This window comes from Nonlabens sp. Asnod3-H03 (assembly GCF_045063665.1).
Taxonomy (GTDB): domain Bacteria; phylum Bacteroidota; class Bacteroidia; order Flavobacteriales; family Flavobacteriaceae; genus Nonlabens; species Nonlabens ulvanivorans.
Genome location: NZ_JBEFOD010000008.1, coordinates 1,351,448 through 1,376,665, shown reverse-complemented (window position 1 = coordinate 1,376,665; position 25,218 = coordinate 1,351,448). Strand labels below are relative to the sequence as shown.

At 34.2% G+C, this 25,218-nt stretch carries 23 protein-coding genes; 14 read left to right on the top strand and 9 right to left on the bottom strand.

Annotated features, from left to right (window positions below; all coding sequences use genetic code 11):
* Window positions 1-29 precede the first annotated feature (29 nt).
* Window positions 30-1,565 (bottom strand): NAD(P)H-hydrate dehydratase, encoded by a 1,536-nt coding sequence (locus ACJJVI_RS09445; protein WP_405351626.1) that lies wholly within the window; start codon window positions 1,563-1,565, stop codon window positions 30-32.
* Between the two features lie 145 nt (window positions 1,566-1,710).
* Here ACJJVI_RS09445 and gcvT point away from each other — a divergent pair, with 145 nt between their 5' ends.
* Together gcvT and ACJJVI_RS09435 are read left to right on the top strand one after the other, a co-directional pair.
* Window positions 1,711-2,793 (top strand): glycine cleavage system aminomethyltransferase GcvT, encoded by a 1,083-nt coding sequence (gene gcvT / locus ACJJVI_RS09440; RefSeq protein ID WP_405351625.1) that lies wholly within the window; start codon window positions 1,711-1,713, stop codon window positions 2,791-2,793.
* A gap of 4 nt (window positions 2,794-2,797) precedes the next feature.
* Entirely contained in the window at window positions 2,798-3,613 is an 816-nt protein-coding gene (locus ACJJVI_RS09435; RefSeq protein ID WP_042246893.1) for a sugar nucleotide-binding protein, read from the top strand.
* A gap of 33 nt (window positions 3,614-3,646) precedes the next feature.
* Here the strand turns inward: ACJJVI_RS09435 and ACJJVI_RS09430 are convergent, their stop codons facing one another.
* The 4 genes from ACJJVI_RS09430 to ACJJVI_RS09415 form a co-directional block, all read right to left on the bottom strand.
* Window positions 3,647-4,891 carry a DUF3999 family protein gene (locus ACJJVI_RS09430; RefSeq protein WP_405351624.1) on the bottom strand — a complete coding sequence of 415 codons (1,245 nt, stop codon included), beginning with the start codon at window positions 4,889-4,891 and terminating at the stop codon, window positions 3,647-3,649.
* A 1-nt stretch (window position 4,892) separates the two neighbouring features.
* Entirely contained in the window at window positions 4,893-7,364 is a 2,472-nt protein-coding gene (locus tag ACJJVI_RS09425) for a DUF2339 domain-containing protein (RefSeq protein ID WP_405351622.1), read from the bottom strand.
* 246 nt (window positions 7,365-7,610) lie between these two features.
* Complete coding sequence (locus ACJJVI_RS09420; RefSeq protein WP_405351620.1) at window positions 7,611-8,450, bottom strand: 1,4-dihydroxy-2-naphthoyl-CoA synthase; 840 nt, start codon at window positions 8,448-8,450, stop codon at window positions 7,611-7,613.
* A gap of 35 nt (window positions 8,451-8,485) precedes the next feature.
* Window positions 8,486-8,752: a hypothetical protein gene (locus ACJJVI_RS09415; RefSeq protein WP_405351618.1), complete on the bottom strand. Its 267-nt coding sequence runs from the start codon at window positions 8,750-8,752 to the stop codon at window positions 8,486-8,488.
* 171 nt (window positions 8,753-8,923) lie between these two features.
* Between ACJJVI_RS09415 and ACJJVI_RS09410 the strand changes: the two genes are divergently transcribed.
* The 7 genes from ACJJVI_RS09410 (at window position 8,924) to ACJJVI_RS09380 (ending at window position 17,917) form a co-directional block, all read left to right on the top strand.
* A complete protein-coding gene (locus tag ACJJVI_RS09410; protein WP_405351616.1) occupies window positions 8,924-9,937 on the top strand; it encodes a hypothetical protein in 1,014 nt (337 codons plus the stop codon).
* Window positions 9,938-9,990: 53 nt separating this feature from the next.
* Entirely contained in the window at window positions 9,991-13,710 is a 3,720-nt protein-coding gene (locus ACJJVI_RS09405; RefSeq protein WP_405351614.1) for a T9SS type A sorting domain-containing protein, read from the top strand.
* A gap of 251 nt (window positions 13,711-13,961) precedes the next feature.
* On the top strand, window positions 13,962-14,363 hold the full coding sequence (locus ACJJVI_RS09400) for a DUF2452 domain-containing protein (protein WP_036584862.1): 402 nt from the start codon (window positions 13,962-13,964) through the stop codon (window positions 14,361-14,363).
* A 565-nt stretch (window positions 14,364-14,928) separates the two neighbouring features.
* Window positions 14,929-15,051 carry a hypothetical protein gene (locus ACJJVI_RS09395; RefSeq protein ID WP_262496362.1) on the top strand — a complete coding sequence of 41 codons (123 nt, stop codon included), beginning with the start codon at window positions 14,929-14,931 and terminating at the stop codon, window positions 15,049-15,051.
* Between the two features lie 177 nt (window positions 15,052-15,228).
* Window positions 15,229-16,410, top strand: coding sequence for a PQQ-dependent sugar dehydrogenase (locus tag ACJJVI_RS09390; RefSeq protein WP_348021312.1), 1,182 nt, complete (start codon window positions 15,229-15,231; stop codon window positions 16,408-16,410).
* 1 nt (window position 16,411) lies between these two features.
* Entirely contained in the window at window positions 16,412-16,849 is a 438-nt protein-coding gene (locus ACJJVI_RS09385; protein ID WP_348021313.1) for a cytochrome c, read from the top strand.
* Window positions 16,850-17,917, top strand: coding sequence for a hypothetical protein (locus ACJJVI_RS09380; protein ID WP_348021314.1), 1,068 nt, complete (start codon window positions 16,850-16,852; stop codon window positions 17,915-17,917). It abuts the gene before it with no gap.
* A 59-nt stretch (window positions 17,918-17,976) separates the two neighbouring features.
* Here ACJJVI_RS09380 and ACJJVI_RS09375 read toward each other — a convergent pair whose 3' ends face one another.
* Complete coding sequence (locus ACJJVI_RS09375; protein WP_006795449.1) at window positions 17,977-18,312, bottom strand: DUF2853 family protein; 336 nt, start codon at window positions 18,310-18,312, stop codon at window positions 17,977-17,979.
* Window positions 18,313-18,373: 61 nt separating this feature from the next.
* Complete coding sequence (gene menD, locus ACJJVI_RS09370) at window positions 18,374-20,044, bottom strand: 2-succinyl-5-enolpyruvyl-6-hydroxy-3-cyclohexene-1-carboxylic-acid synthase (RefSeq protein ID WP_405351610.1); 1,671 nt, start codon at window positions 20,042-20,044, stop codon at window positions 18,374-18,376.
* Window positions 20,045-20,238: 194 nt separating this feature from the next.
* On the opposite strand from menD, the gene ACJJVI_RS09365 reads away from it, so the two are divergent.
* A complete protein-coding gene (locus tag ACJJVI_RS09365; protein ID WP_405351608.1) occupies window positions 20,239-20,439 on the top strand; it encodes a hypothetical protein in 201 nt (66 codons plus the stop codon).
* Here the strand turns inward: ACJJVI_RS09365 and ACJJVI_RS09360 are convergent.
* Complete coding sequence (locus ACJJVI_RS09360; RefSeq protein ID WP_405351607.1) at window positions 20,434-21,510, bottom strand: chorismate-binding protein; 1,077 nt, start codon at window positions 21,508-21,510, stop codon at window positions 20,434-20,436. The genes ACJJVI_RS09365 and ACJJVI_RS09360 overlap by 6 nt on opposite strands.
* Window positions 21,511-21,529: 19 nt before the next feature.
* On the bottom strand, window positions 21,530-21,949 hold the full coding sequence (locus ACJJVI_RS09355; protein ID WP_405351605.1) for a PaaI family thioesterase: 420 nt from the start codon (window positions 21,947-21,949) through the stop codon (window positions 21,530-21,532).
* 34 nt (window positions 21,950-21,983) lie between these two features.
* Between ACJJVI_RS09355 and ACJJVI_RS09350 the strand changes: the two genes are divergently transcribed.
* From ACJJVI_RS09350 to ACJJVI_RS09335, 4 genes are all read left to right on the top strand, one after another.
* Complete coding sequence (locus ACJJVI_RS09350; RefSeq protein WP_405351603.1) at window positions 21,984-22,628, top strand: alpha/beta hydrolase; 645 nt, start codon at window positions 21,984-21,986, stop codon at window positions 22,626-22,628.
* Between the two features lie 2 nt (window positions 22,629-22,630).
* Window positions 22,631-23,200: a non-canonical purine NTP diphosphatase gene (locus tag ACJJVI_RS09345; protein WP_405351601.1), complete on the top strand. Its 570-nt coding sequence runs from the start codon at window positions 22,631-22,633 to the stop codon at window positions 23,198-23,200.
* A 63-nt stretch (window positions 23,201-23,263) separates the two neighbouring features.
* The gene (locus tag ACJJVI_RS09340) at window positions 23,264-24,058 is read left to right on the top strand and encodes a carboxypeptidase-like regulatory domain-containing protein (protein WP_036584843.1); all 795 of its coding nucleotides are present in this window, start codon (window positions 23,264-23,266) and stop codon (window positions 24,056-24,058) included.
* Window positions 24,059-24,085: 27 nt separating this feature from the next.
* On the top strand, window positions 24,086-25,129 hold the full coding sequence (locus ACJJVI_RS09335; protein ID WP_405351598.1) for a M28 family metallopeptidase: 1,044 nt from the start codon (window positions 24,086-24,088) through the stop codon (window positions 25,127-25,129).
* The last annotated feature ends 89 nt before the right edge of the window (window positions 25,130-25,218 follow it).

The following is a 25,218-nucleotide window of genomic DNA, read 5'->3' as shown; positions in this document are numbered from 1 at the left end:
GTAAAGTAAAGTTAAACGAGACAGAATTCTTATTGTTGCTGCGGTTGTTGAGGTTCTGGTCTAAATAAATCTAGTATTGCAGCACCTACAAAATTTGATATAATACTTGCCTTTAACCCTTCATGGGCATAGGTTTGACTAGCTATATCTCCAGCTCTACCATGCAAAAACACCCCAAATACAGCTGCCGTAAGTGCATCGTATTTTTGAGCCAGTAAGCCAACTATTATACCAGATAGAACATCTCCACTACCTGCTGTTGCCATTCCAGGATTACCTGTATCATTAATATAAAGATTCTTACCAGATACGACTATAGTGTGTGCTCCTTTAAGAACTATAATAACGTCTTTATCTATTGATAGCTTTTTAGCTTTCTCTAAACGATCATAGTCATCCTTCCACTGCCCTATCAGTTTTTCTAACTCACCATCATGTGGTGTTAAAATGGAGTTTTTAGGAATTAATTTCCAATAATCAGAGTTATCAGATAGAATGTTTAACCCGTCTGCATCGATTACTACTGGTAGAGACTGTTGTGATAACGCTTTCGCGAAAGCGGAACTCACATCATCACCAGTACCTAATCCAGGACCTACACATAAAGTGATGTCTTTTATATCATGCTCAAAATCAGTAATGAAATCTTCACCTAAACTAGATATGGTCATGATTTCTGGTAAGCTACTTTGTAAAATGACATTTGCATGTGCAGGAATATATGCAGTCACTTTTCCAGCTCCCATGTTCAATGCTGCACTATTGGAAAGCACTGCAGCGCCTACTTTTCCTTTACTACCAGCCATTGTGAGCACATGCCCATAATCGCCCTTATGACTAAATTTATCGCGTGGCTTATACATGCTTTTTGCAGCATCTGGTGTAATGATTTGTGCCAGCGGTGCTGCTTTCATCATGTACTCTGGATCAAGTCCTATTTGAACAACCTCAAAAGTACCTGTAAATTTACCTGTCTGTGATAAGAAAAAACTAAGTTTAGGTGTCTCAAATGAGAATGTGTGCTGTGCCTGTATTATAGGTGTGGCTATATCTTGTGGTGTGTTTGCATACAAGCCACTAGGCATATCTATCGCAAGTTTAAAGGCAGGCGTTTTATTAAGATAATGTACTAGATCTGCCATCCAGCCATCGATAGGTCTATTAATTCCAGTTCCAAATATGGCATCTATTATTATATCCTGTGGATGCAAATCAGGAAAATCTTCCTTACAAGAAAGTAAAATAGGCCAGTCTTTAGTAACCTCTTTTATTTTATCATAATGATATAAAAATTCTGGCGCACGCTTTTTACTGCAATTGGTCACATAAGTCGTAACATGATAACCATGTTGAATCATTTGTCTCGCAAGAGCTAGTCCATCACCACCATTTTTTCCTATACCACAAAATATTTTAATAGGCACAGGTGATCCCTGCAATCGCTGGTGAATCTTATCAAATATAAGTTTTGCGATATGCCCCATTAAATCATTGCTCGAGATCTGGTTCTTATCTATGGTAGACTGATCAGCTTCTGCTAGCTGTTGTGCGCTTAGTATTTTCAATGTATTTGTTTTAACAGCTTGCAATTTAACAAATGAGTGTCTATTCTTTTAATGCTTATGGTAGTATTTCACATTTTTCTATGACTATGTTTTTTAAAATTAAAAGGTTTAATCCATACATTTGCTGCACTGAAAAAAACACCTCATGAAAAATACAGCACTTACAGGAGTACACGAAGCGCTAGGCGCAAAAATGGTTCCTTTTGCAGGTTTTAATATGCCTGTACAATATGAAGGAGTTAATATTGAACACCAGACCGTACGTGATAATGTAGGTGTATTTGATGTTTCTCACATGGGCGAATTTTTGATATCTGGTCCTGAAGCTTTTAATTTAGTTCAGAAAGTATCTTCAAATGACGCGTCCAAACTTACTGTAGGTAGAGCACAATATGCATATTTACCTAACGAGACTGGTGGTATCGTTGACGACATGATTGTATATAAAATCAAAGAAGATCAATATTTACTAGTTGTTAATGCGTCTAACATAGATAAAGATTGGGCTCATATCACAAATCATAATACCATGGAAGCTGATATGAGAAATCTATCTGACGATTACTCTTTACTTGCTATACAAGGTCCTAAAGCAGTTGAGGCCATGCAGTCCTTAACACCTGTAGACTTAAGCGCTATAAAATTTTATCATTTTGAAGTGGCAGAATTTGCTGGTATAGAGAATGTCATTATTAGTGCTACTGGCTATACTGGTTCTGGTGGTTTTGAAATTTATTGTAAGAACAGTGAAGTAGAACAAATCTGGAATAAGGCATTTGAAGCAGGTGCAGACTTTGGAATTAAACCTATAGGTCTTGCTGCTCGTGATACACTGCGACTAGAAATGGGTTATTGTTTATATGGTAATGATATCGATGATACAACATCACCATATGAGGCTGGTCTAGGTTGGGTAACTAAGTTCACAAAAGAGTTTGTGAATCACGAACAATTACTAGAGCACAAAGAGAAAGGAGTTGACAGGAAGTTAATCGCTTTTGAAATGGATGAGCGTGCTATACCTCGTGGAGGTTATGAAATTAAAGATAGTAACCAACAAGACCTAGGGATTGTAACCAGTGGTACCATGTCTCCATCAATGGGAATAGGTATAGGTATGGGATATGTACCACCGATATTTGCGACACCTGGAAGCAAAATTCACATCCAAATACGCAAGAAATTAGTACCTGCTACCGTTATTAAATTACCATTTTATAAAAAGTAATTAATTGAATCGTATTCTTATTTTAGGAGGTAGTGGCTTTATAGGTAATGCACTCTACAAAGAGCTTGCACCCTATTATGATGTCCATGCTACATATAAAACAGATCACAAAGACTTTGATAAGAATCAACATTTCCACCAGCTGGATATGGAACTAGAAGATATTCATGGTCTTTTAGATTCTCTAAAGCCTAAATTTATAGTTAGTGCAGTGCGTGGTAATGTTAACTCGCAAGTACATTTGCACATGAGACTTATAGATTGGGTTCTTAAAAACGATTCTAGAATTATATTTATGTCTAGCGCAAATGTATTTGATCGTTTTACAAATTTCCCTAGTTATGAGTATGATAAAACATTCTCTGAGAGTGTTTATGGTAGATTTAAAATAAAAATAGAGAACGCCTTATTGAGGTTACATCCATCTAAATATGTGATTTGTAGAATCCCTATGATTTTTGGTAATAACACACCACGAGTAGATGATTTGAAACAACAGTTAGAACAAAAGGAAGCTATTGAAGTGTTTCCAAATGTAGTTATTAACGCTACTCATATTAATAAATTAACACAGCAAATTCACTATTTGATTAATAAGCGCCGTCGTGGTGTTTTTCATTTAGGCAGTATGGATTTAATACATCATATTGATTTGATACGCGAGATATGTCAGGCATTAGGCTATCCACATCCATTATTAAAACAGGTATTTAATAGTAATGAGGACCGTCAATTATCTGTACTTCCTAAGGATAATATGCTGCCTAAGCATCTACAATTAACTATTGAAGAAGTTATTGAAAGCTGTGCTGTTCTTTAAGGTTTGCTTTCGCGAAAGCGGTTCCTAAAAGAATTAATCCTTAACAGTGTTTCCCAACATTTTATAAGTAAAACCGCCTAATATTAAAATAACGATTCCCATGATGGACCAAAGCCATATTTCATTATCAAATAATGAAGTCTTGCTTTGAACATTCTTCTTTGATATCTGATTCTCATTACCTACGGTGAGTGCTTTAATATTTACTGGCACATTGTTTTTAAAATTAATAATATCATATTGTGGTTTATGAACTGATTTATTTCCATAAACAAGTTTATAGTCTGCAGACTCTGTAAATCTCGCAATCAATTCATATTTAAATCCTTTTACCTCAACAGATTTGATATCCAATGGTTGATTATCACCGTTAGAAATCACAATTTTAAATTTCTTAGCCATCGTGCTATTAAATTCAAATTCATTATCTTCTAAAGATGTTAATGTTCCTCTTTTAAATGTTGTATAATTATAGAGATATCCTTTCTCCGTTTTTACACTATCTAATAAATATCGCATACTGATAGGTCTAAAATAATCATTGCTACCATTTACATTTATCTTCATAGAACTTACCGGTACCGGATTTACTAATTCAAATTCGACCTCGCTGGACTTCATTTTTTTGTCTTGTGAAGTCTTTATTTCTTTTACTTTATAATCTATTAAAATACCATCTGTCAGTTTTTGCATAAATATATGGACAGACGTTAAGGTAGGTTGCTTATCACTCTTAACTGCGATACGATAGTACAGGTAGTTAGCGGTTGGAAACTTTAAGTTGGTATAACTGTAATCTGTAGATGTATTATCTATATCTAAAATTCTATAGTTTTCTAGAATATTAAACCATTGCTTCTGGTCGTGACTACCTTCTAAATTTACTTTCCAGTCAAAGTTTGCGTCTGCAAATAGAAGTTTAATGTCACTTATATCTGATTGTTGATTTAACTTAATAGTGTAAAAATACCCGTCATCTGTTTTAGAAGAGTTGATGATCTGACAACTATGTTCTTTTATAACTAGATGATCTTTATTAACCTTTAAATAATAAGGAACCTCAATTGTATCCATCTTTTCATTAATACCATAAATGCGTATATCTTGAAATGATGGTTGTAATTTACCAAAAACATTATCTGGTATGGTAACGCTATGCCAATCATCACTTATACCTTTAAGAGAGCGTTCATAATTATAATTTGGTATTTGAGCAGTAGCACACCAACTTATCAATAGTATAAAGCTAACGCACAATTTAATTTTTATATGAAACATTTTAAATATCGTTTTGGTTGTCAAATTCATCAATGAATTCCTTTGTTTCTTCAATAGATTTCTCGGATTTTGTATCGCTGGTATAGTTAATTTTATTCTTATTCTTATTGTATAAGAACGAGATAATTAGCAATAGTATCCCTAGAGAAACGAAAACAATCGTTTTTGATATAGTATTTAAATGCGCTATATCATAAAAGAATAACTTAATTAAGGTAATTGCAAATAGTGCCATTCCTCCTATTCTCAAATATGGTTTATTCTTTAAAATACCGAAACCTATTAAAAGGAAAGAATAAACACCCCATAGAATACTTAATCCTAATTTATAAGAATCTCGTGCACCTGCCAGGTCTAACCAATGAATCAACTCACTACTCACCACCCAAACTATTGTTATGTGTAAAATAACATCATAAGCAATCTTGAAGCCTTTATGAATATCATCTTTTTTAATGTAACGATATAAGGATAGCATTGAAAAACCTAGAAACGCAAAAGATATATAGCGTATTATTAGATAAAACGAACCTCTATTATAGTAGATGGACGGTTCTATATAAGCATCTCTTAGTTCACTTAATGCATATAATCCTTGTGTTAGAAATACAACAACACTTATAATTGTCAGTACCAAGATTGAATTTTCTAGGACTATGTTTTTAATCTTTTTATAGTTTAAATACCCAATGAAACCTAAAAATAGTAGCGTATAGTTAATAACCCAAACTATTTTAAAATCCCTTAAACTATAATCATTAACGGTAACTACATAATCACTGATAGATTTATTCTCTAGTTCTGACAATGAAAACAACTGATTCCAATAAGCTTCTATCTCCAACCTAAAAGAATAGTACAAACTGAATACAAACAATATAGGAACAGCATATGACACTATCTTTAACCAAGTGCTACCTTCTTTTAATGACGATATGAAATCACCCTTACGTTGTAAGAATACTATAAAACCGATTGCAGTTGTAAATAGTATAGAAGTTAGAAAACTAGTATTTAACAATGGTGTTATTAAGTTATCCTCTAGATGGTAATAGCTATCATAATTATATGACCAGTCATGTATCAAACTTATGAAAGCAAGTGCTATCAATGGGTAAGATAGCTTTTCATAAATAGAAATCTTTTTTGATGTACCCAGCCAAAACAATAATGCAGCTTGAGCTGTCCATAATAAGGTAACCCAATTACCATCTAGTTGTACTGGTATAGCAATCGATATAAATGCTAGTACTAGTGCTGTTGCTAGATAGAATAACTTCCTATCACTCAATTGCTTTTTATAAATGATAGTAGCTACTATAAAATGGATCACAGCATTTCCTAAGGTAAATAGTCCTAGATAGTCCTCGCCAATTGCGTTATCATTAAGAATTGCATAACCTAATCCATAAAACATGAACGAATTCATTAAAAGCATTACGATATCAGTAGCTGCAAATCCTTCTTTCTTGACCAATTTATAAGCTAAGAAAGTCAAATAAAAAGTGAGATAAAAAAGTAGTAAGAAACTTAAAGCAAGCATAAAGTGAGAATCATTGCTATAGTCCATCACAAACCATGATAGATAAATTAACCAAGTCAATCCAAAAGCCGAATAATACAATGGTTTCCAATACTTTTTAAAGGCAATTATTAAAATCCCAATATTAATAATAGCGATATAGCTGAACAAGACTTGTACTCTACCAGAATCATTACTTAATAAAAATGGAACTGCATAGGCACCTACTAAACCTAGATGTGCTATAATCTGGCGGTTATAATTTAAAGATGCCACTATAGTAAATACCGTAAATAAAACCATCATCGCAAATGCTACCGTCTGCGGTACTAATTCATAAAAACTATAAGCAAAAAAGGTAATAAAGTAAAGAATAACTATCGCGCCACTTACCAATACTGCGCTGTAAGACTCGTATTTCTTCTTTAACTTAATCCCAAATCCTAATAAGCCGATAGCAGATAAATAACCTAATACAATACGCGTTAAAGGACTTATTAATTCATTCTCAATTGAATATTTTGCTCCTATTCCTATCCCTATCACTAATATTAGAATTCCTATTTTGTTTAATAAGTTTTCACCTATAAACTTTTCTAGATTAGATTTTCTAAATGGTGAAAGCTTCTTAGACTGTTGAGGAGTATTATGAGTTACTTTACTATTTTGATTTTTCTGATGTTGAAAACTTGGTTGTTTTATTGTCGCTTCATCATGGACTTTGGAATCTATCCATTCCCTATGTCCACTCGCAATAGGTTCACTTTTAACCACATAATCGGTTTGATCTAATGTTGCTTTTTCAACATTATCAGATGCATCAATAGTAGATTGTAATTGATCTAGTTTATTTTTTAACTCAAATATCTCATACTTAAAAGCCTCTTGCTTTCTAGAGAGTATTCCTATTTGTTCAATCAATTGCTTGATTGTCTCTTGATGATTTGTCATAACGGAATTCTTGTAGGAGATATATTGCTAGATATCAACTGCTAATTTAATTAAAAACAGAGTGTTAGTTTATGCTTACACAATACGTGGTTTGATAATCTTAAATCAATAAATGACTAAATACTCTATTGTTTAAAAAATCATACACTCATATATCAAATAAAAATAGGTCAGCTTGTATAATAAAGATGACCTATTATTTTTAAAATATTACGATTAAAACAGATTTACATCATATTCCGATCATTATGGAATGTATCGATCTGTTCCCCAATTAGGTTCACGTTTTTCTAGGAAAGCCTCACGACCTTCTCGAGCTTCATCAGTCATGTAAATAAGACGTGTCATTTCACCTGCAAATACCTGCTGCCCTACCATACCATCATCTGTTGCATTCATAGCAAATTTTGCCATTTTAATTGCTATAGGAGATTTTTTAAGTATTTCTTGTCCCCAATCATAAGCTGTTTGATCCAGCTCTTCATGCGGTACTACAGCATTAACCATTCCCATATCCATAGCCTCTTGAGCGCTATAGGTTCTTCCTAAAAAGAAAATCTCACGTGCTTTTTTCTGTCCTACCATCTTTGCTAGATATGCACTACCATAACCAGCATCTACACTAGCCACGTCGGTATCTGTTTGTTTAAAAACACCATGCTCTTTACTAGCGATGGTCATATCACAAACTACATGTAGACTGTGTCCACCACCTACAGCCCATCCAGGTACGGCACATATTACCACCTTAGGCATAAAACGGATCATGCGTTGTACTTCTAGAATATTTAATCTACCAGTACCAGAATCATCCTTATAACCATCATGACCACGAGCATTTTGATCGCCACCACTACAAAAAGCCCATCCACCATCTTTTTTAGACGGTCCTTCACCTGTTAAAATAATCACACCTATAGATAGATCTTCTTGTGCATCATAAAATGCTTTAATCAATTCGGCAACCGTTTTAGGTCTAAAGGCGTTACGTACCTCTGGTCTATTAAAAGCTATACGGGCAATACCGTTACTTTTTTTATAGGTGATATCTTCAAAGTCTATGGCAGTCTTCCAGTTAATGGACATATATATAATTTTAGATTACAAATATAAGTCCTATCCTATTGATACCATACTCTCACCACCTCAATCATATAAACATAGCCGCCGCCCATATTCAATTTTTTGGTGTTTGTTTTCTTTTTTGTGTAGCTCATTGTGGGAACTAATAAGGTTTCTACATTAATGATTTTGAAATTGTAATTCTTACGGATCCATTCATTAACGTGCTCTAGAACCACTTCTGTTGATTCATAGTCATTTCCCGACCAAAAGCTTTTTTTAATTACTTGTGGTTCAAAATCTTTAAAGTGTATTTCGTTTGTCATATTTCATTAGTAGCAGATAAGGCATAATTGTTACGCTTTCGCGAAAGCGAGATCACTTCATCAACATTTTATATTAAAGCATTACCGTTCCTCAACTCAAAATAACCGTTCCTGAATTTACTCTAGTATCCACCTGTTTTTCTTATCAGTTTTACTTCAAATACTACAATCATGAAAATCAAAATTTCACTCTTAATCCTGATCGTTATTTCATTTTCTTGTACAGAAGATGACGGGACCGCTACAACTATAACTTGTACAGATAATACCTACTATGCTTTAAGAAGTAGTAATATGGGAAATCCGAATGGTGTAATAGATGTAATTCAAAACACAACTTCAAATATTACCACTAGTTCGTTTACTGTAAACGGTGGAATAGGAATAAGTAACTCTTTACGCAACCATCCTAGCGCATGGGATAAAATAAATAAAAGGTTTGTATGGCTTGATCAAGAAGAAGGAGTAGATGGGTTTGTTTATGATGAGACATCTAATACCCTGAACAACTTTAGTTTACCAGTAACTGCACAGACTAATCTAGGTAGATTTACAGCACCGGTATTTTTTCAAGGCGTTTTATACGTTCTAGATTTTGATGCTAACCCAGCCGCACCTCGATTTGATATTCATATAATGAATCCTTCTAATGGTAGCATAGGTCCATCTTTAGGACAAGTGTTATTTAATCCGGGAACTTTAGTAACCGATGGCTCTTTTACGTTTGCCACTAGTACAACTAATGATGTAGACACCATTTACTTTAGAGTAGGAAATGATATTATCTATTTCAACCCTATAAGTGGGATAATAACAGATTATAGAAGTATTAATGGAATTGGAGGCTTTACCACAGGATTAGAATACAACGCCGATAAAGATGTATTCTATGCAGTGACGGATAATCAAGGAAGCATCGATTTATTAGAAATTAAAATCAATGGCGCTAATAACTATTCAGTAACCGTGTTAGAAGATAATCTAAATATCAATATGGATTCTGTAAGTATAGAGTGGAAAGATTGCGGAAAGAGATTGCACATAGTTACTAATTTCCCAGGTAGTCCTTCATCTGGTGGGCAGGATATTAGTGAAATCATAGAATTTAATCTAGACGCAAGTCCATCATTTGTAACACAATCGTTTAATGGTTTCATTTTTGGATTTGTGCACAAGCAAGTTTAAAGTTATTAACCATAAGTTTTATGAGTAAATGCACTCGAATGAAAATTAAATTTATGAAAAAATTCATCCCTTTATTTACGTTTTTAATATTGTCAATTCAGTTGCAGGCGCAAACAATTAGTGCCAGTAGTCAAACGGGTGAAGCGACCATCCAAAAATCGACTCCTCAAGTTGCCAGCATCGCAACAGGTGAGCCATTTGCTTATAAAATAGATTTTCAAAATTTAAATCCAGCAAACACATTAACTATTACTGATATATTACCAGCTGGATTATGCTATACAGCTAGCGATATAACAGCAGATAATACTTTTGTAGATTTTAATGGTAATCCAGTATCAAGTTCAATTACTGGATTGATAGACACAAGTTCTTTACCTGCCGTAGTATTCAGTATTCCTAATAATATACAACGTGGTTCTTTTACCATTAATGTAACTTTCTGCGCCGGTGATACTCCTGACGGGTTTACCGCAACTAATAATATAACTGCAGATTATACGACAACGACAGGAACAGAAAATTTTGGACCTACGACTGGTATAACAAGTACCGCAAGCGCCATCAATCCTTGGGGAAAAATTTCCAAAACGCCTTTATTCCCAGCTGTAACTAATCAAAATGGAGATTTCTTTGTTCCTACTACTGGAGGAAAAGCTCAATTTAATATTATCGTAGAAAAGGATCCTAGCTATCAAGGAATTTCATTTGGTATGCTTAATCTTCAAAATCCCACTATTTCAGAAATAGTATCACCACCATGTGCTACTGCGACGTTAATAAGTGGTCCTGGAACACTTGATCCGGTAACGAACATTATTACTCTTAATAATAACCTAATAGGTTCTAATCCTTTTGAGAACGTTCAGTTTATTGTGGAAGTAGATTACAGCAATTGTCCAGCATTCACAAATGGACAGATTATTTCAAATACTGTTGAATTAAATGGTACACCGATAGGTGGTACTCCTGTAACAGCTATAGCAAGTGATACGGCAACTGTAACGGCTGTTGATAATTTACCACCGCCTACTTTAGGTAGTTCAATGGTTAAGAATGTTTTTATAACTAATCCAGTGGCAGGTTGTCAAGGTGTATATGATATTTTGTATTCAAATACTGATAATAGACCTGTTTTAATGGTCGATATCATAGATAATTTACCTTTTGATATCATACCTCAAACTGTGCAAATAAGTGGTCTTATAAATAGTGCTTCTCAAAATACAAACTTTGATCTCATCCTGAATGGAAATCCTGCTATTCCTGTGGACCTAAATACTGGCTATAATGGTGTTTTTACTCCTGTAACAACAGGTAATAGTTTACAGTTGAGCGCACAGAATAATACACTTCTTTTTCCTGGTGATCAATTAAACATTACCATAATATTTACAATTGACCCAGCTTTAACCATCGGTACCGTAGTTACAAATTGCTCAGATTTTCAAGGTGAAATATTACTTGAAGCTCCTGCGACAAATGTCGCTTTTGCTAATAATAGTTGTGCGTCATTTACTGTAGCTGCCGAAGAAGTAAAACTATGTGCTGTTAAAAAAGTACGCAAAGCTAATACCAGTGATCCCTATCAAACCAGTATCACAAACATAGTTCCTACTGATGAATTGGAGTTTGAAATATGTGTTCAGAACAACGGTAGTCTGGACTTCAATGGTGTTCTTACTGATGTTTTAGATTCTAAGTATGAATTTATTTCTGTAGATAATTCTAATATGCCTGCTGGAACTACTTTTACTCAAAGTGGTCAAAACCTGACTTGGAACTCTTTAGATTTAGTTGAAAATTGCTCCAGCTTCTTTGCTGCAAATACCTGTATAAATACTGCAAATCAATTCTTTTGTGCTGTAGTTAAAGTAAGAGTAAAACCATTTACAGTACCAGGGAATATAGATAATGTCGCGACAATAACAGATAGCTCAAATAACTTATCTGTAACCACTGATTTTGCAAAAGTTAATGTCATAGAATCTGTAGTCATATCATTAAAAAAACAAATATCTGACGATAATATTACTTTTCAAGATGGTCCATTGATTTATGACCCTACATGTAATATTGATGTGTACTATAGAATGACGGTTGAAAACTTTGGGAACAAAGTGTTAAATCAATTCCAAATTATTGATGAGCTACCTGCTGCAGGTGATGTCTATTTCCCAACAGTTTTACCACGGAATAGTAGTTTCTCCATGGTAAATATTTCATCTATTGCTCCTGATTTTAATGTGTCTTACCTCAATACCACTCCATCAAATACTACGCCTTCAAATAATTTTAATTGTAATACAGTATCCACAGGTAGTAGTAATTCTTCCAGTACTACTCAGACAGTTTTATATGAAAATAATACGATTCTTAATCCTGGGAATAGTTTCACGATCGATTTAAACGCTAGTTTTCCTTCGATTAATGCAGGAACAAATTCTATTGTATTAAACAGTGCTTACCTCGTTAATTGTGATGCAGGAACAGGTATTATAATTCCAAGTAATCTTGTTGAACTTTCCATAGACTCGCCTCTTGATCAATGTGAACCTCTTGATTTCTTGCCATATCAAACCGCAGCTGGTAATTTATTTCCATTAGCGATTGAACAAGAATTAGATACTGATCGCTTTAGCACTCTCGATAAGGAATATGGTGATATAGACAATGATGGTGACACAGATATTCTATATTCTAAAATAGATAGTTCTACTGGCTTCCCAGTATTACACTGGTTAGAAAATACAGCTGGTACAAATACCACTCCTGTTTTTAATATGCCGCCAGTGAATATGAATATTCAAAATGCTCTTTCCTACAGATTATACGACTGGAATAATAATGGATGTTTAGACATCGTAGTATATGGTGTTAATACATCTACTGTAGTATACTATAATGACTGTTCTGGTAATTTTAGTTTTGGGGTACAATTATTATTTGATAATATAGATTATCGATATGGTCCAGCATTACTTGCCGTAGGAGATATTAATAATGATGGATTGCCAGATATTTTGCTATCCTCGCAGAGTGTGAATTTCCCTGGAACTGTTTACTTTGAGAATAATGGTTCAACTTCTTATCCGTTTTTTAATTTAGTTAGTCCACAAAACTATACCTCATTTGGGAATGGAATAACTAACCCATTCATTCCTGAAAACAGTGGCAGCTATCCTACTCCAGAACTCTTCGACGTAGATTGTGATGGCGATATAGATTTATTACTAAGTGATCCGCTATTACCTAATAGTTCTGGAGGAAGAATGTATTACCACGAAAATAATGGTGCATTTACAACCGGCACTTTCCCAAATGTCAACACAACCGGAATTGGTAATCAATTCGGGCTCAATGATACCTCATCAGGCATAAATGACTTAAGATGTGATTGGGTAGTTACTAGAATCGTGGACTATTTTTCTAATGGTTGTCCTATAGCAATAAGCTATAATCCATGTCAACGAAAATTCTTTTACTATTCTCAAGATGATTGTGGTTGCGCATTACTATCTAATGATTCATTTATCTCACAAAAAGAAACCTTAAAACTATATCCTAACCCTATGGTTAGTCAATTTTATATTCAAGGTGAGACTCTAGATGATAATCAATTTATTATTTACGACATCAACGGTAGAATAATAATGGAAGGTAATTATAATACTAATGATGGAATTGATAGCAGTAATTTTGAAACGGGAATTTACTTTGTAGCCATTAAGAATAACTATGTATGGCAATCATTAAAATTTGTGAAAAAGTAAGTTAATGTATTACGCTTTCGCGAAAGCGTATTTCATCAAGTCAAACTAAGGTTTCATAGAATGAGAATGACATAATATGATTTTACCACGTATTTTACACCTAATAATCAATACTTTAGTAAAATGATTCAGCAATTGTAGGGGATTGATGAGTTATTAAAATCGGGATAGGCGCATCTGTCTCGATTTCTTGTTTAAGAAATTCATGTTAATCTTATACAAAACAAGTGGACGTATCGTAAATTTGTAACATGAGCGAGGAAAAAAAACCAGATTATGTTGTGTATGATGAAGAAACTGGCACTTATAATGCCGCACTTCTTCCCTATTCTAGTGGCGTTGCAGCTCCTAAAATAACAACACCTGATATCACATCATGGAAGCAAACCAATATTAATAAGGTCAACCATGAAATCAAATCCAAATTTGAACAACTCAAAGCAGAGTATGATGCCATGGTTAAAAAATTTGAGGATAACCAATTGGTATATGGAGCAAAATTCTCTTTTGAACCTATTGTAGGTGAAATCTACCACCTATATTTAGGTAAAGACGGCAGGCATTTCCTATCTGTCATTGCACCACAAGAATGTAATTGGGATTTTGTAGGTACCTATCGCTTATCGAGTGAAAAGCTTTGGGAGCAAATCTAACTCTTTGTTTTTCGCAAATTTATACGTTCCTTAAACGAGGATCGACTTCTCCAGTGATACATAGTCCCTATTCCAGGGATAAAGACCATTACCCAAAAAGCAATCAATTCTTTTCTTCTCCTATATGGTTTTGTCTTACGATAAAACCAAATACAACTCATCCAGAATAAAAGTATTATCAATATCATGCTCTAAAAGTATTATAACAAATGTAAAATTCACCTCTTAAAAGTGAATTAGACGATTATAAACTTCTCCTTTCTTAAATAATGCTAAAAAAATTAGCAACACAATCGCTTAAAGTACAGCGTTTTATAAATTTTTAACTACTATGTTTTACAAAGTAGTGTAACATTTAAAAAAAAGTGTCGTCATATAAGCATAACAACAAAAAACAATTATTATGAAAGCGAGCGACACCTTTAAAACCATCACTGAATTAACGAATAAAAGATTCCGTCCAGACAGAACTTACAGCGATAACTGGAATGCAAAAAGACGTTACAGATTAGCATAATACATGCTATTAACTACTCTAATATTATAACCACATAAACTTACTATCATGCGTATTACTAATAGATTTATCGACTCTGATTCTGATTTTCCGATGTTATCACGTAACAGAATAACACCTAGAACAGGAAATGCTACTGACGATTGGGGAATTTCACCTTATCAAGCATAGTACTCTATATTAATTTATCATTTAGGATTTAGTTTGAATTAGCCTTCACTCGCCTATCACATAAATTATAACTAACCATAAACTGTAAAATCTCTTTTCAAATTGAAAAGAGATTTTTTTATGCTTTTAACTTTATTAAGAACGAGCTGTAGTATTTTTAAAGAAACATTCTAGGTCATGAAATTCTATCCTTCTCTCATTCTTTTTTTATTGATTTTGAGTTCTTGTAAAGAATCTTCAAAAGACCATGAAATTGTTTCCACGACAATCAATACTGAAATGCCAGCTGCTAGTAATGCTCCTCAAGTAGATAATATTCCCTTAATTGACGATCAAAAAAACTATAGCATTACACCTATTGTTGAAGATCTTGATAATCCCTGGGGAATGACCTGGTTACCTAATGATAACTTGCTCTATACAGAGAAAGAAGGACGACTTTACAAGTTCAATGGCTCAAAAAGCATAGAAATTAAAGGTGTGCCAGAGATTTACTTGCGTGGTCAAGGTGGATTACTAGATGTGACTTCTCATCCACAATTTGAAAAAAACAACTTCATTTACATCTCTTATGCTTCAAAAATGGGTGGTGGTGATGGAGGAAATACCACTATCGCAAGAGCTGTACTTAAAAACAATAAGTTAGAAAACCTAGAAGTCCTTTATAAAGCGATGCCCAATTCTAATAAAGGGCAACACTTCGGTAGTAGATTTACATGGGATGACGAAGGACATTTATATTTCACCATAGGTGATCGAGGTAACCGTGATGTGAATCCGCAAGATATTTATAGAGACTGTGGTAAAATTTACCGTATTAATGATGATGGCAGTATTCCTGACGATAATCCATTTGTAGATGCCGCTGGTGCAAAAACCGCAATCTACAGCTATGGAAATAGAAATCCACAGGGAATGACGACTCATCCGGTAACTGGGAAGATTATAGCACATGAGCATGGACCACAAGGTGGCGATGAGATTAACATTATAGAATCTGGAAAGAACTATGGCTGGCCAGTCATAAGCTATGGTATTAATTATAGCGGCACGACATTTACTGACATTACAGAAAAAGAAGGCATGGAACAACCTATTTACTATTGGGTACCTAGCATTGCACCTAGTGGTTTTGCTATTATTAATAATCCAGCTTATAAAGAATGGAATGGTAACTTCTTAGTGGGATCATTAAAATTTCAATATCTTGAAATGCTTTATATGGACGGTAATCGAGTGACCAAAAGAGAAAAAGTTGCCGATAAAATAGGTCGTTTGCGCAATGTAAAAATAGGTCCTGATGGACTGATTTATATTGCTGTAGAAGGAAAAGGAATATTTAAAATCGAAAAAAAATAATATGAAATATTTAATTACTCTAGTTGCTCTTATGGTGTTATCCAGTTGTGGCGATTCTAAAAAAGAAACTACTACTGCCGCTCCTGTAGAAAAAAAGGAAATTAAAAAAACACCTCTAGAAGCAAGTGTTGCAAGAGGTAGAGAAATTTATAGAGAAAATTGTGTTAGTTGTCATATGACCAGTGGTAAAGGTGTTCCAGGTGCTTTTCCTCCTCTTAATCCATCAAACTGGCTTACTGATAAACGAACGGAAAGTATCCATGCTGTAAAATACGGTCTTAAAGGACCTATTGAAGTAAATGGACAATCCTATGATAATATTATGCTACCACTAGGTCTAGAAAATGATGAAGTCGTTGACGTGATGAATTATACTATTCAAACTTGGAACAGCGGTGATATGGTGACACTAGAAGAAGTTGAAGCGGTAGAGAAGTAAATGAGATATTGGGTTTTATATATCATTTTAATTGGGCTGGCTTCTTGTGAGGAGAAAGTGGAGACCGATATTCTCCCTTACGGTTATTATGAAGATAAACATTGGTCAGATTTAGAATCCTATGATTTGAAAGGCGATGTCAAAAGTCGAGAATCTTTTCATATTGATTTTTATACAGATAAATACACAATATTAGATACAACACCAGAATTGTTTCAAGTCTTAAATTTTAATAAGAAAGGTTATCTAACTTATAGAAAAGGATACGATTGGAATTCAACCTATGACAAGGATACATCATCCGTTACAATTAATTACCATTACCATGAGGATAGTAAAAGTGATTTATTGTATATTATTCAAACAGATTCAAATCAAAAATATATTACTTGGGACGAGCAAAATCGGATTAAAAAAATTGAATATCAAAATATTTCTAATGGAGAGATAAGCACTAATTCTTCAGTCAAGTATGAGTATTTCAAAAACAGCTCTTTTCGTATTAAAGAATCCCGATTTAGTGGAAATGATAGCTTGACTTCATATGTTAATTTTAATTTTAATGATAAAGGTAAGTATCTAGGATGGGAACAATATTGGGGTCATCCGTTAAGATTAGCTGAATCTATTAAAATGCATTATGATGAAAACAATAATGCAGTTGCTACCACTACGTATAATGCAATTTATGATTCTATAGAGTCATCAAGTAATTATAGCTTCATTCATATAAATTCTTATAATCAACCAACAGATTTTAATTATTATAATAAAGATAGTACAGCAATTATTGCATCAACAACTTATAGATATGATGAGAAAAACAGATTGATTTATAAAGAATATAGAAATAAAGAAAGTAATCAGTTTGAAATAGAGGAATTTCATTATAGAAACGACCTATTAATGATCGAAAAAAACACCAAATGGCAACCATCACGGGATACTATTCAAAACAAATCTGTCATGAAATATGACAATCATGGTAATGTTGTTGAAAGACTTGAGTATTTAACTGGAAAAGTATTTTCAAAGTTTGTTCATAAAATCGAGTACTATCAACAGTAGTCAAAATAAAAAATCCCAATGCTCACGCATTGGGATTTTATATGTTTATTAGTTCATTTCTAGTTGTATACAGATTCTTTTCCGTGGTGTACACAAAGCATGTAATAGATACAAGCGCGATACTTTGCACGCTCACTCTTGCCGTACTTTTCAATAACAGCCTCTACAGACTCCATTAAATTATCACCAGAAAGACCTAATTTTTTCTTCAAGTAGTTAGTTACCACACGTTCCATCTCGCTTTTTTCAGCACTTACAGTTTCAGCATCTTTGTTATAGATTGATGGCCCTAATCCTTTAGTTACTTTTCTCAATAACTCTTCATCTAGTTTACCACCTACTTTTTCTTTGTAAGCTTTGGTATACTTCTCTACTCTTTCATCAAATTTACTCATTGTATTTTACGTTTATTAGTTAAGACTTTAAATGTAAGAATTAATAAGATATGATGAAATTCTATTTGAGAAATTTAAAGTAGTCTAGAAGAACGGTATCATTTTCAAGTCTAGGTGTAAATATTTCTAGTAATTGAGGTTTTGAATCATCATTCAGGAATTTTTCATACGCTTTTGCGAAAGCGTCTTCTCCATCAACCCTATGATAATTAATATCATACATTTTACATAAATGACTAGCGTCTAACTGGTGAGTCGTTTCAAAATAAGTATCAAAGGTGTGATTATCTTTTTCACCAGGTAGAATACGGAAAATTCCGCCACCACTATTATTGATAACAATTATTTTAAAATTTGCTGGAATGTAATTATTCCACAAAGCATTGCTATCATACAAAAAGCTTAAATCACCTGTGATACATACAATAGGTTTATCTTGAGCAACAGCAGCTCCTATGGCTGTACTCGTAGAACCATCGATACCGCTAGTTCCTCGATTAGAAAATACGGTGTGCGTCGGGTTCATAGGGAAAAGCTGCGCATATCTGATTGTACTGCTGTTTCCCAACTGCAAAACGATATCATCAGGCAAACTATCAAATATCAAATTGAAGGCTCTAAAATCGCTCCATGGTATTGCAGCTAGGTAATCCATTCTTTTGATTAGATAATTATTAAAAAACTGCAGCCAGTAATCTCTATAACTATCTGAAGTTTCATTTATAGATAATTGATCGACCCAATGTGATGGAGCTGTTTTAATGTGTCCAGCTAACTTGAAAAAAGTATCATATGCACGACCATTACCGATGTGGTAATGATATTGTGTCTCAAACCTGCGCAGGTATTGTTTGATTTTTTTAGAAACGATCATTCCACCTATGGTAACGACCATATCAGGTTGTAAATGCGCAATAGCATCTTCATCATTTTCAATAGGCGCGATTAGGGTATCTATTCCCCATATAATTTTCTCATGACTGATGTTAGAACTCACCTCACTCATTACCAACACTGTTGGATCACTGGTTAATAGGTTCAACTGATCTTGAGTAAACACATCAGGATTTAAAGTAGATAAAATGACCAACTTACGATTAGCTTTCTCCCATCTATCTATAAATAAGGATGGTATGCTTGCATTAGTTTCAATAATAGGATCAACCACCTTAGGATCGACTTGAGGAACATTTACCGTATTGTAGAGCGGTTCTTCAAATGGTACATTGATATGTACAGGTCCATGATTTGTTATGGCGACATTAATTGCTTTATTGATTAGCCTTTCATTAGTCGCCATCGCTTCTTGATCATCTAGACTATTAATCATCTCTAGATGTGTATCATAAAGAATATGGTTAGCATAAACATGTTGCTGTCTGATCGTTTGTCCATCACCTATATCTATTTTATGTGGTGGACGATCTGCACTAAGGACTATTAATGGAATCTCACTATAAAAAGCCTCAGTAACAGCAGGATAGTAATTTAACAAAGCACTACCACTAGTACAAATTACTGCTACAGGTTGCTTTAATTGTTGTGCGATACCCATTGCAAAGTGTGATGCACACCGTTCATCAACGATACTATAACACTTAAAATAAGAATCGTTTGTAAAACTTATGGTAAGAGGTGCATTTCTAGATCCTGGAGAAATAACAATATGTTGCACTCCTCTTTTTTTAAAAAGAAGTAGTACCTGTTGCGCGTGAAGTATGTCTGATAGCATTCTAGCAAAGGTAAAGCAGGCTTCAACAATCTTCAAATATGAAGTGCTAAATGAATTACAATTATTTCAAATATTATGAGTCACTTCAACTGTTTATACAGACCTTTTGACAATAGAAATGTCATTTTCAAAAAATTGCGCTTTGCTATTCAAAATAAAATCATCATCTTTAGTTCTCTTAAACTGACCAACCTATGAGAATATTCAAATTTGTAATCTTCTACACCTTTATAGGAATATATGAATCGGTACTATTTGTAAGCTCAACAGCTTCAAAGGTTAAGAACTCATTTACAAGAACAATTTCTCAATCTAAAACACAAACATCTAGAACTACTGCCCCACAAAGAATGCGTGGTGCTTTACTTAAAACAGCATTTAGAAGTATTTTATAATAATCGATGCATTGTTTGCAACTTTGCCCTAGTCTCTTGGTATTCTAGCAAAGCATCACTTTTTGCTGTAACGCCACCACCTACATAAATAATAGCCTTTTTATCCACCAGTTGCATACATCTTAAATTAACAAAGTAATGGTGTGAAGCACCGTTTACAATCCCTAAATAGCCTGTATAATAACTTCTATCATAGTTTTCGTTATTAACAATAAACTCCATAGATTCATCTCTAGGTAATCCGCAAACTGCTGGTGTAGGATGCAAAGCACCTAACAGATGCTCTATCTGATTTGTACTAGATCGAGCTTGTATAAAAGTTCGTAAATGTATTAGATGTCCAGCTTGAACCGTTTCTACTGGTGATTGTTTAATATCTATTGCACCAGACTCCTTAAATTGAGAGATGATAAAGTCTGTTACTAATTGTTGTTCTTCTTTTTCCTTATCGCCCCATACATGATTTAAACTACCATCATCAACTGCTGTACCTGCAAGTGACATGGTAGAAACCTGAAGTGGTATGGCATCAGTTCTCGATTGTGCTGAATACAAACCGTCACTCTGAGCATTCATCAATAATTCTGGAGTTGCACCCATCCATTTACCTACCTGTGGATGATAGAAAAAATATCCATTTGCGGTTGTATAGGTATCTAACAATCTCTCAAAAATAGTAAGATCAGAATCCTCAATAGCAAACTCTTGTTTTCTAGAAAGCACAACCTTACTTAATTGCTTTTTTTCTAATCGCGTCATGGCCTTTTCAAAAAGCTCTAAGTAAGCTTTTCTACCATCTTCTGGAATTATCGACTGTTTAATTTCTGGTGGTGATGCAGAAACATCATACCTAAAGTTTAAGACCTTATCAGCATGAATATAAACCTGATTTTCATTACTTTGGAATTTTGAAAAAACAGCATAAGCCACTTTGTCAGGTGTTGTTTTATGCCAGGTTTGATCATTTTGAGCAACTACTTTTACCTCAGTTGAACCTGCCATTTTAAGTGCCAAAAACGGAAGGTCTTGCTCAAGAAGGAAGTTTAAATATTGGAATAACTTTTCGCGCAAGCGGTATATTTTAAAAGGTTTAAGAGTCTTTTTTTAGAGCGATTGTGGTGAGCTTACAGATTGATATCAATCTATCTTCTTCATCCACTATTCTGATTTCCCAAAGCTGTGTCGTTCGACCTTTATGCAAGAATCGAGCTGTCGCAAATACATCACCATCCTTTTTTGATTTGGTGTGATTTGCACTTATCTCTAATCCTCGTATTGCAAACTCTTTTGTATTCAAAAAAACATAACTCGCCGCACTACCTACAGACTCTGCTAAAGCGACGCTAGCACCACCGTGTAACACTCCATCTGGTTGATGAACTCTCGATGTCACTGGCATGCGAGCTGTTAGAAAATCCTCACCTACATCAACAAACTCAATCTCTAGAGTTTCCATAAGTGTATTTTTACATATCTGATTGCAACTAGCAAGTATCTGTTCTTTGTCCATATCTTTACCAAAAATAAGGAACAGTCATCAAACTATGGTAAAAACAATCTCTTATCAACATACTAATTCATACGAGGTATTAAATCCTGTAACTGAAACTACAGAGAATATATGGATTTGTTTTCACGGCTTGGGATACCTCGCTAGGTTTTTTAAAAGATATTTTACTGATTTAGACCCGTTAAAAAATGCAGTGATTGTTTTACAAGCGCCTTCAAAATACTATCTAGGTAAAAACTTTAAGCACGTAGGTGCTAGCTGGCTTACTAGAGTTGACACAGATCAAGAAATGCAAAACAACCTTAATTATGTAGATGCTGTTTTAAAAGAAGAAGGCTTACACCGCGATAAAAGAATGGTAATCATGGGTTACTCACAAGGTGTTTCAATTGCCACAAGGTTCTTATTACACTACAATTCACCAGTTAAAGCTTTAGTAATGCACAGCGGCTCTATACCTAACGAATTCAATGAATTAGATGGTGTAAAATTCAAATCGTTATCCACTAGAAACATTCATATATCTGGAACCAAAGATGAATATGTCACTGCTGATTTAATACAACGAGAAAATAAAAAAATCCAGATGCTTTTCGGCACGGAATGTGAATTACACAGACCAGATATAAAACATGAAGTTGACACTCAATTACTAGTCGACATCTCAAACACATTTTAAAAATGGAAATCATATTTGCTACTCATAATAAGAATAAACTCAAAGAAGTTCAAATCATGATGCCAGAAAACATCAAACTATTAAGTCTTGATGATATAGGAATGCATGAAGATATTCCCGAGACCTCAACAACTATCTCTGGTAACGCAGCACAAAAAGTTCAATTTATCAGACAGCGTTATGACCTACCTGTTTTTGCTGATGATACAGGATTAGAAGTCTTTGCTCTTAATAATGAACCTGGTGTTTATAGTGCCAGATATGCTGGTGAGCATAAAAGCAGTGAAGACAACATGAAACTTTTACTCAAGAACCTAGAAGACAAACGAGATCGTAGCGCCCGATTTGTAACTGTATTTGCACTAGATATGGATCGATGTCAGACGCTTTTTGAAGGTGTTTGTGATGGTGTAATAACTAAGTCCTATCAAGGCGATAAAGGTTTTGGGTACGACCCTATTTTTATGCCTAATGGTTATGAAAAAACCTTTGCTCAAATGAGTTTAGTAGAGAAAGGTGAAATAAGTCATCGTGGTATTGCGTTGAAAAAGCTAATTGCTTATTTAACTTAAGGTAGTTAATTAATTAATAAACCTCATTAAAACCCAACTCGTTACATTATTTTAGCTCGCAGAATGAAAGCATTACAACAACTTACCCTACTATTAATTCTCTTGATTACAAGCATAGGTCTTGCTCAGGAGAATACGACTAGCACTGAAACATCTAAAAGCACGTCTGTTTTTGGTAAAATACTCAATGCCAAAAATGATAGCATCATCAGCAATGTGAATATCGTTAACCTTAATCAAGTAAAAGGTACGATCTCTACAGAATCTGGAGCTTTTAAAATTCCAGCTCGTGTTAACGATACGCTATTCTTCTCATATATAGGCTTTGAGACCATCACAGTTAAAGTAACAGAAGACTGGCTCAAATTTGGAGACGTCACTATTTCTATGACCGAAAAAGGAATCGCATTAGAAGAAATCGATATTAAAGTCGTGGCGCTTACAGGATTTTTAGAGATCGATGCTCGCAAAGCTCCTATCTATAATAATAGACGCTACAGCATTAGCGGTTTACCTAAAGCTTATGAAGCTGGTAATGATGAACCAGGCGCTGTAACTAAGGTATTAGGCTCTATATTTAATCCAGCAGATTTCCTCTATAATGTATTTGGTAAGAAAGGTACTTCCATGCGCAAATTAAGGCAGATTAAAGAACAAGATGAGATTCGTAACTTGCTACAAAGTAAGTATGATCGAGAGACCTTAATGAACTTACTTCAAATGGATAAAGTAAGTATTGATGCTATCTTACGCAATTGCCAGTACTCTAAATCCTTTATTGATACCGCAAATGATCTTCAAATACTAGACGCTATAAGCGAGTGTTATGAAGAATACAAGGTCCTTAAACGCAATTAAATTAAACCAACACTAAACTATATTATCTTGAATTTTAAACACACCATACTAGCCGTAAGCGCTGTTGCCCTTATCGCTTCTTGCTCTAGCAAGAAAAAATCCAACGAAGAAAAGGATAAAAAAGAAATGGTATCTACAAACGCATATGCAGATGTAGACGCTATGAAGTATGCTAATACAATTACTTTAGACGAACTTAGAGACCAACTATATTACTATGCTAGTGATGAAATGGAAGGTCGCTATACTGGATCTCCAGGACAGAAAAAAGCTGCAGAGTACTTGCAATCACTTTATGAAAAAATGGGCGTCGCTGGTGGAAATCTGGACGGAAGCTATTTTCAAACGGTTCCTGGTAGTTACTTCAACAAACCAGACCTTACCTCAGAAAATGTTCTAGGATTCATTAAAGGAACTGAAAAGCCTGAAGAAGTACTGGTAATATCTGCTCACCTAGACCATATCGGTACTAAAAACGGTGTCGTATTTAATGGTGCAGATGATGATGGTAGTGGTACGATTGCACTTATCGAGATTGCCGAAGCTTTTAAGAAAGCAGCAGAAGATGGATACGGACCTAAACGCTCTATCCTATTCTTACACGTTACTGGTGAGGAGATCGGACTTTATGGTAGTAAGTACTATTCTGAGAATCCTGTATATGCTATGGAAAACACGATTGCAAATCTTAACATAGACATGATCGGTCGTATCGACCCTAAAAGAGAAGCAAAAACAGACTACATCTACTTAATAGGTAGTGATATGTTAAGTCAGGACTTACATGATCTTTCTGAAATGGCCAATGAAAAATACATGAAGTTGGATCTAGATTACACTTATAATGGTAAAGATGATCCTAACCGTTTTTACTATCGCTCTGACCACTATAATTTTGCAAAGAATGATGTGCCAGTGATTTTCTATTTCAATGGTACCCATGAGGATTATCACCGTGCAGGCGATACACCTGATAAAATTGAGTATGAGCTTTATCAAAAAAGAGCTCAACTCGTGTTTGTAACTGCTTGGGAACTTGCAAACAGCCAAAGCAGACCTACTTTAAAATAGAGTTCTTACCTTAATAAAAAAAGCAGCTTTCTAAATTAGAAAGCTGCTTTTTTTATGCAGTTATTTTTGATATCTCGCTTTCGCGAAAG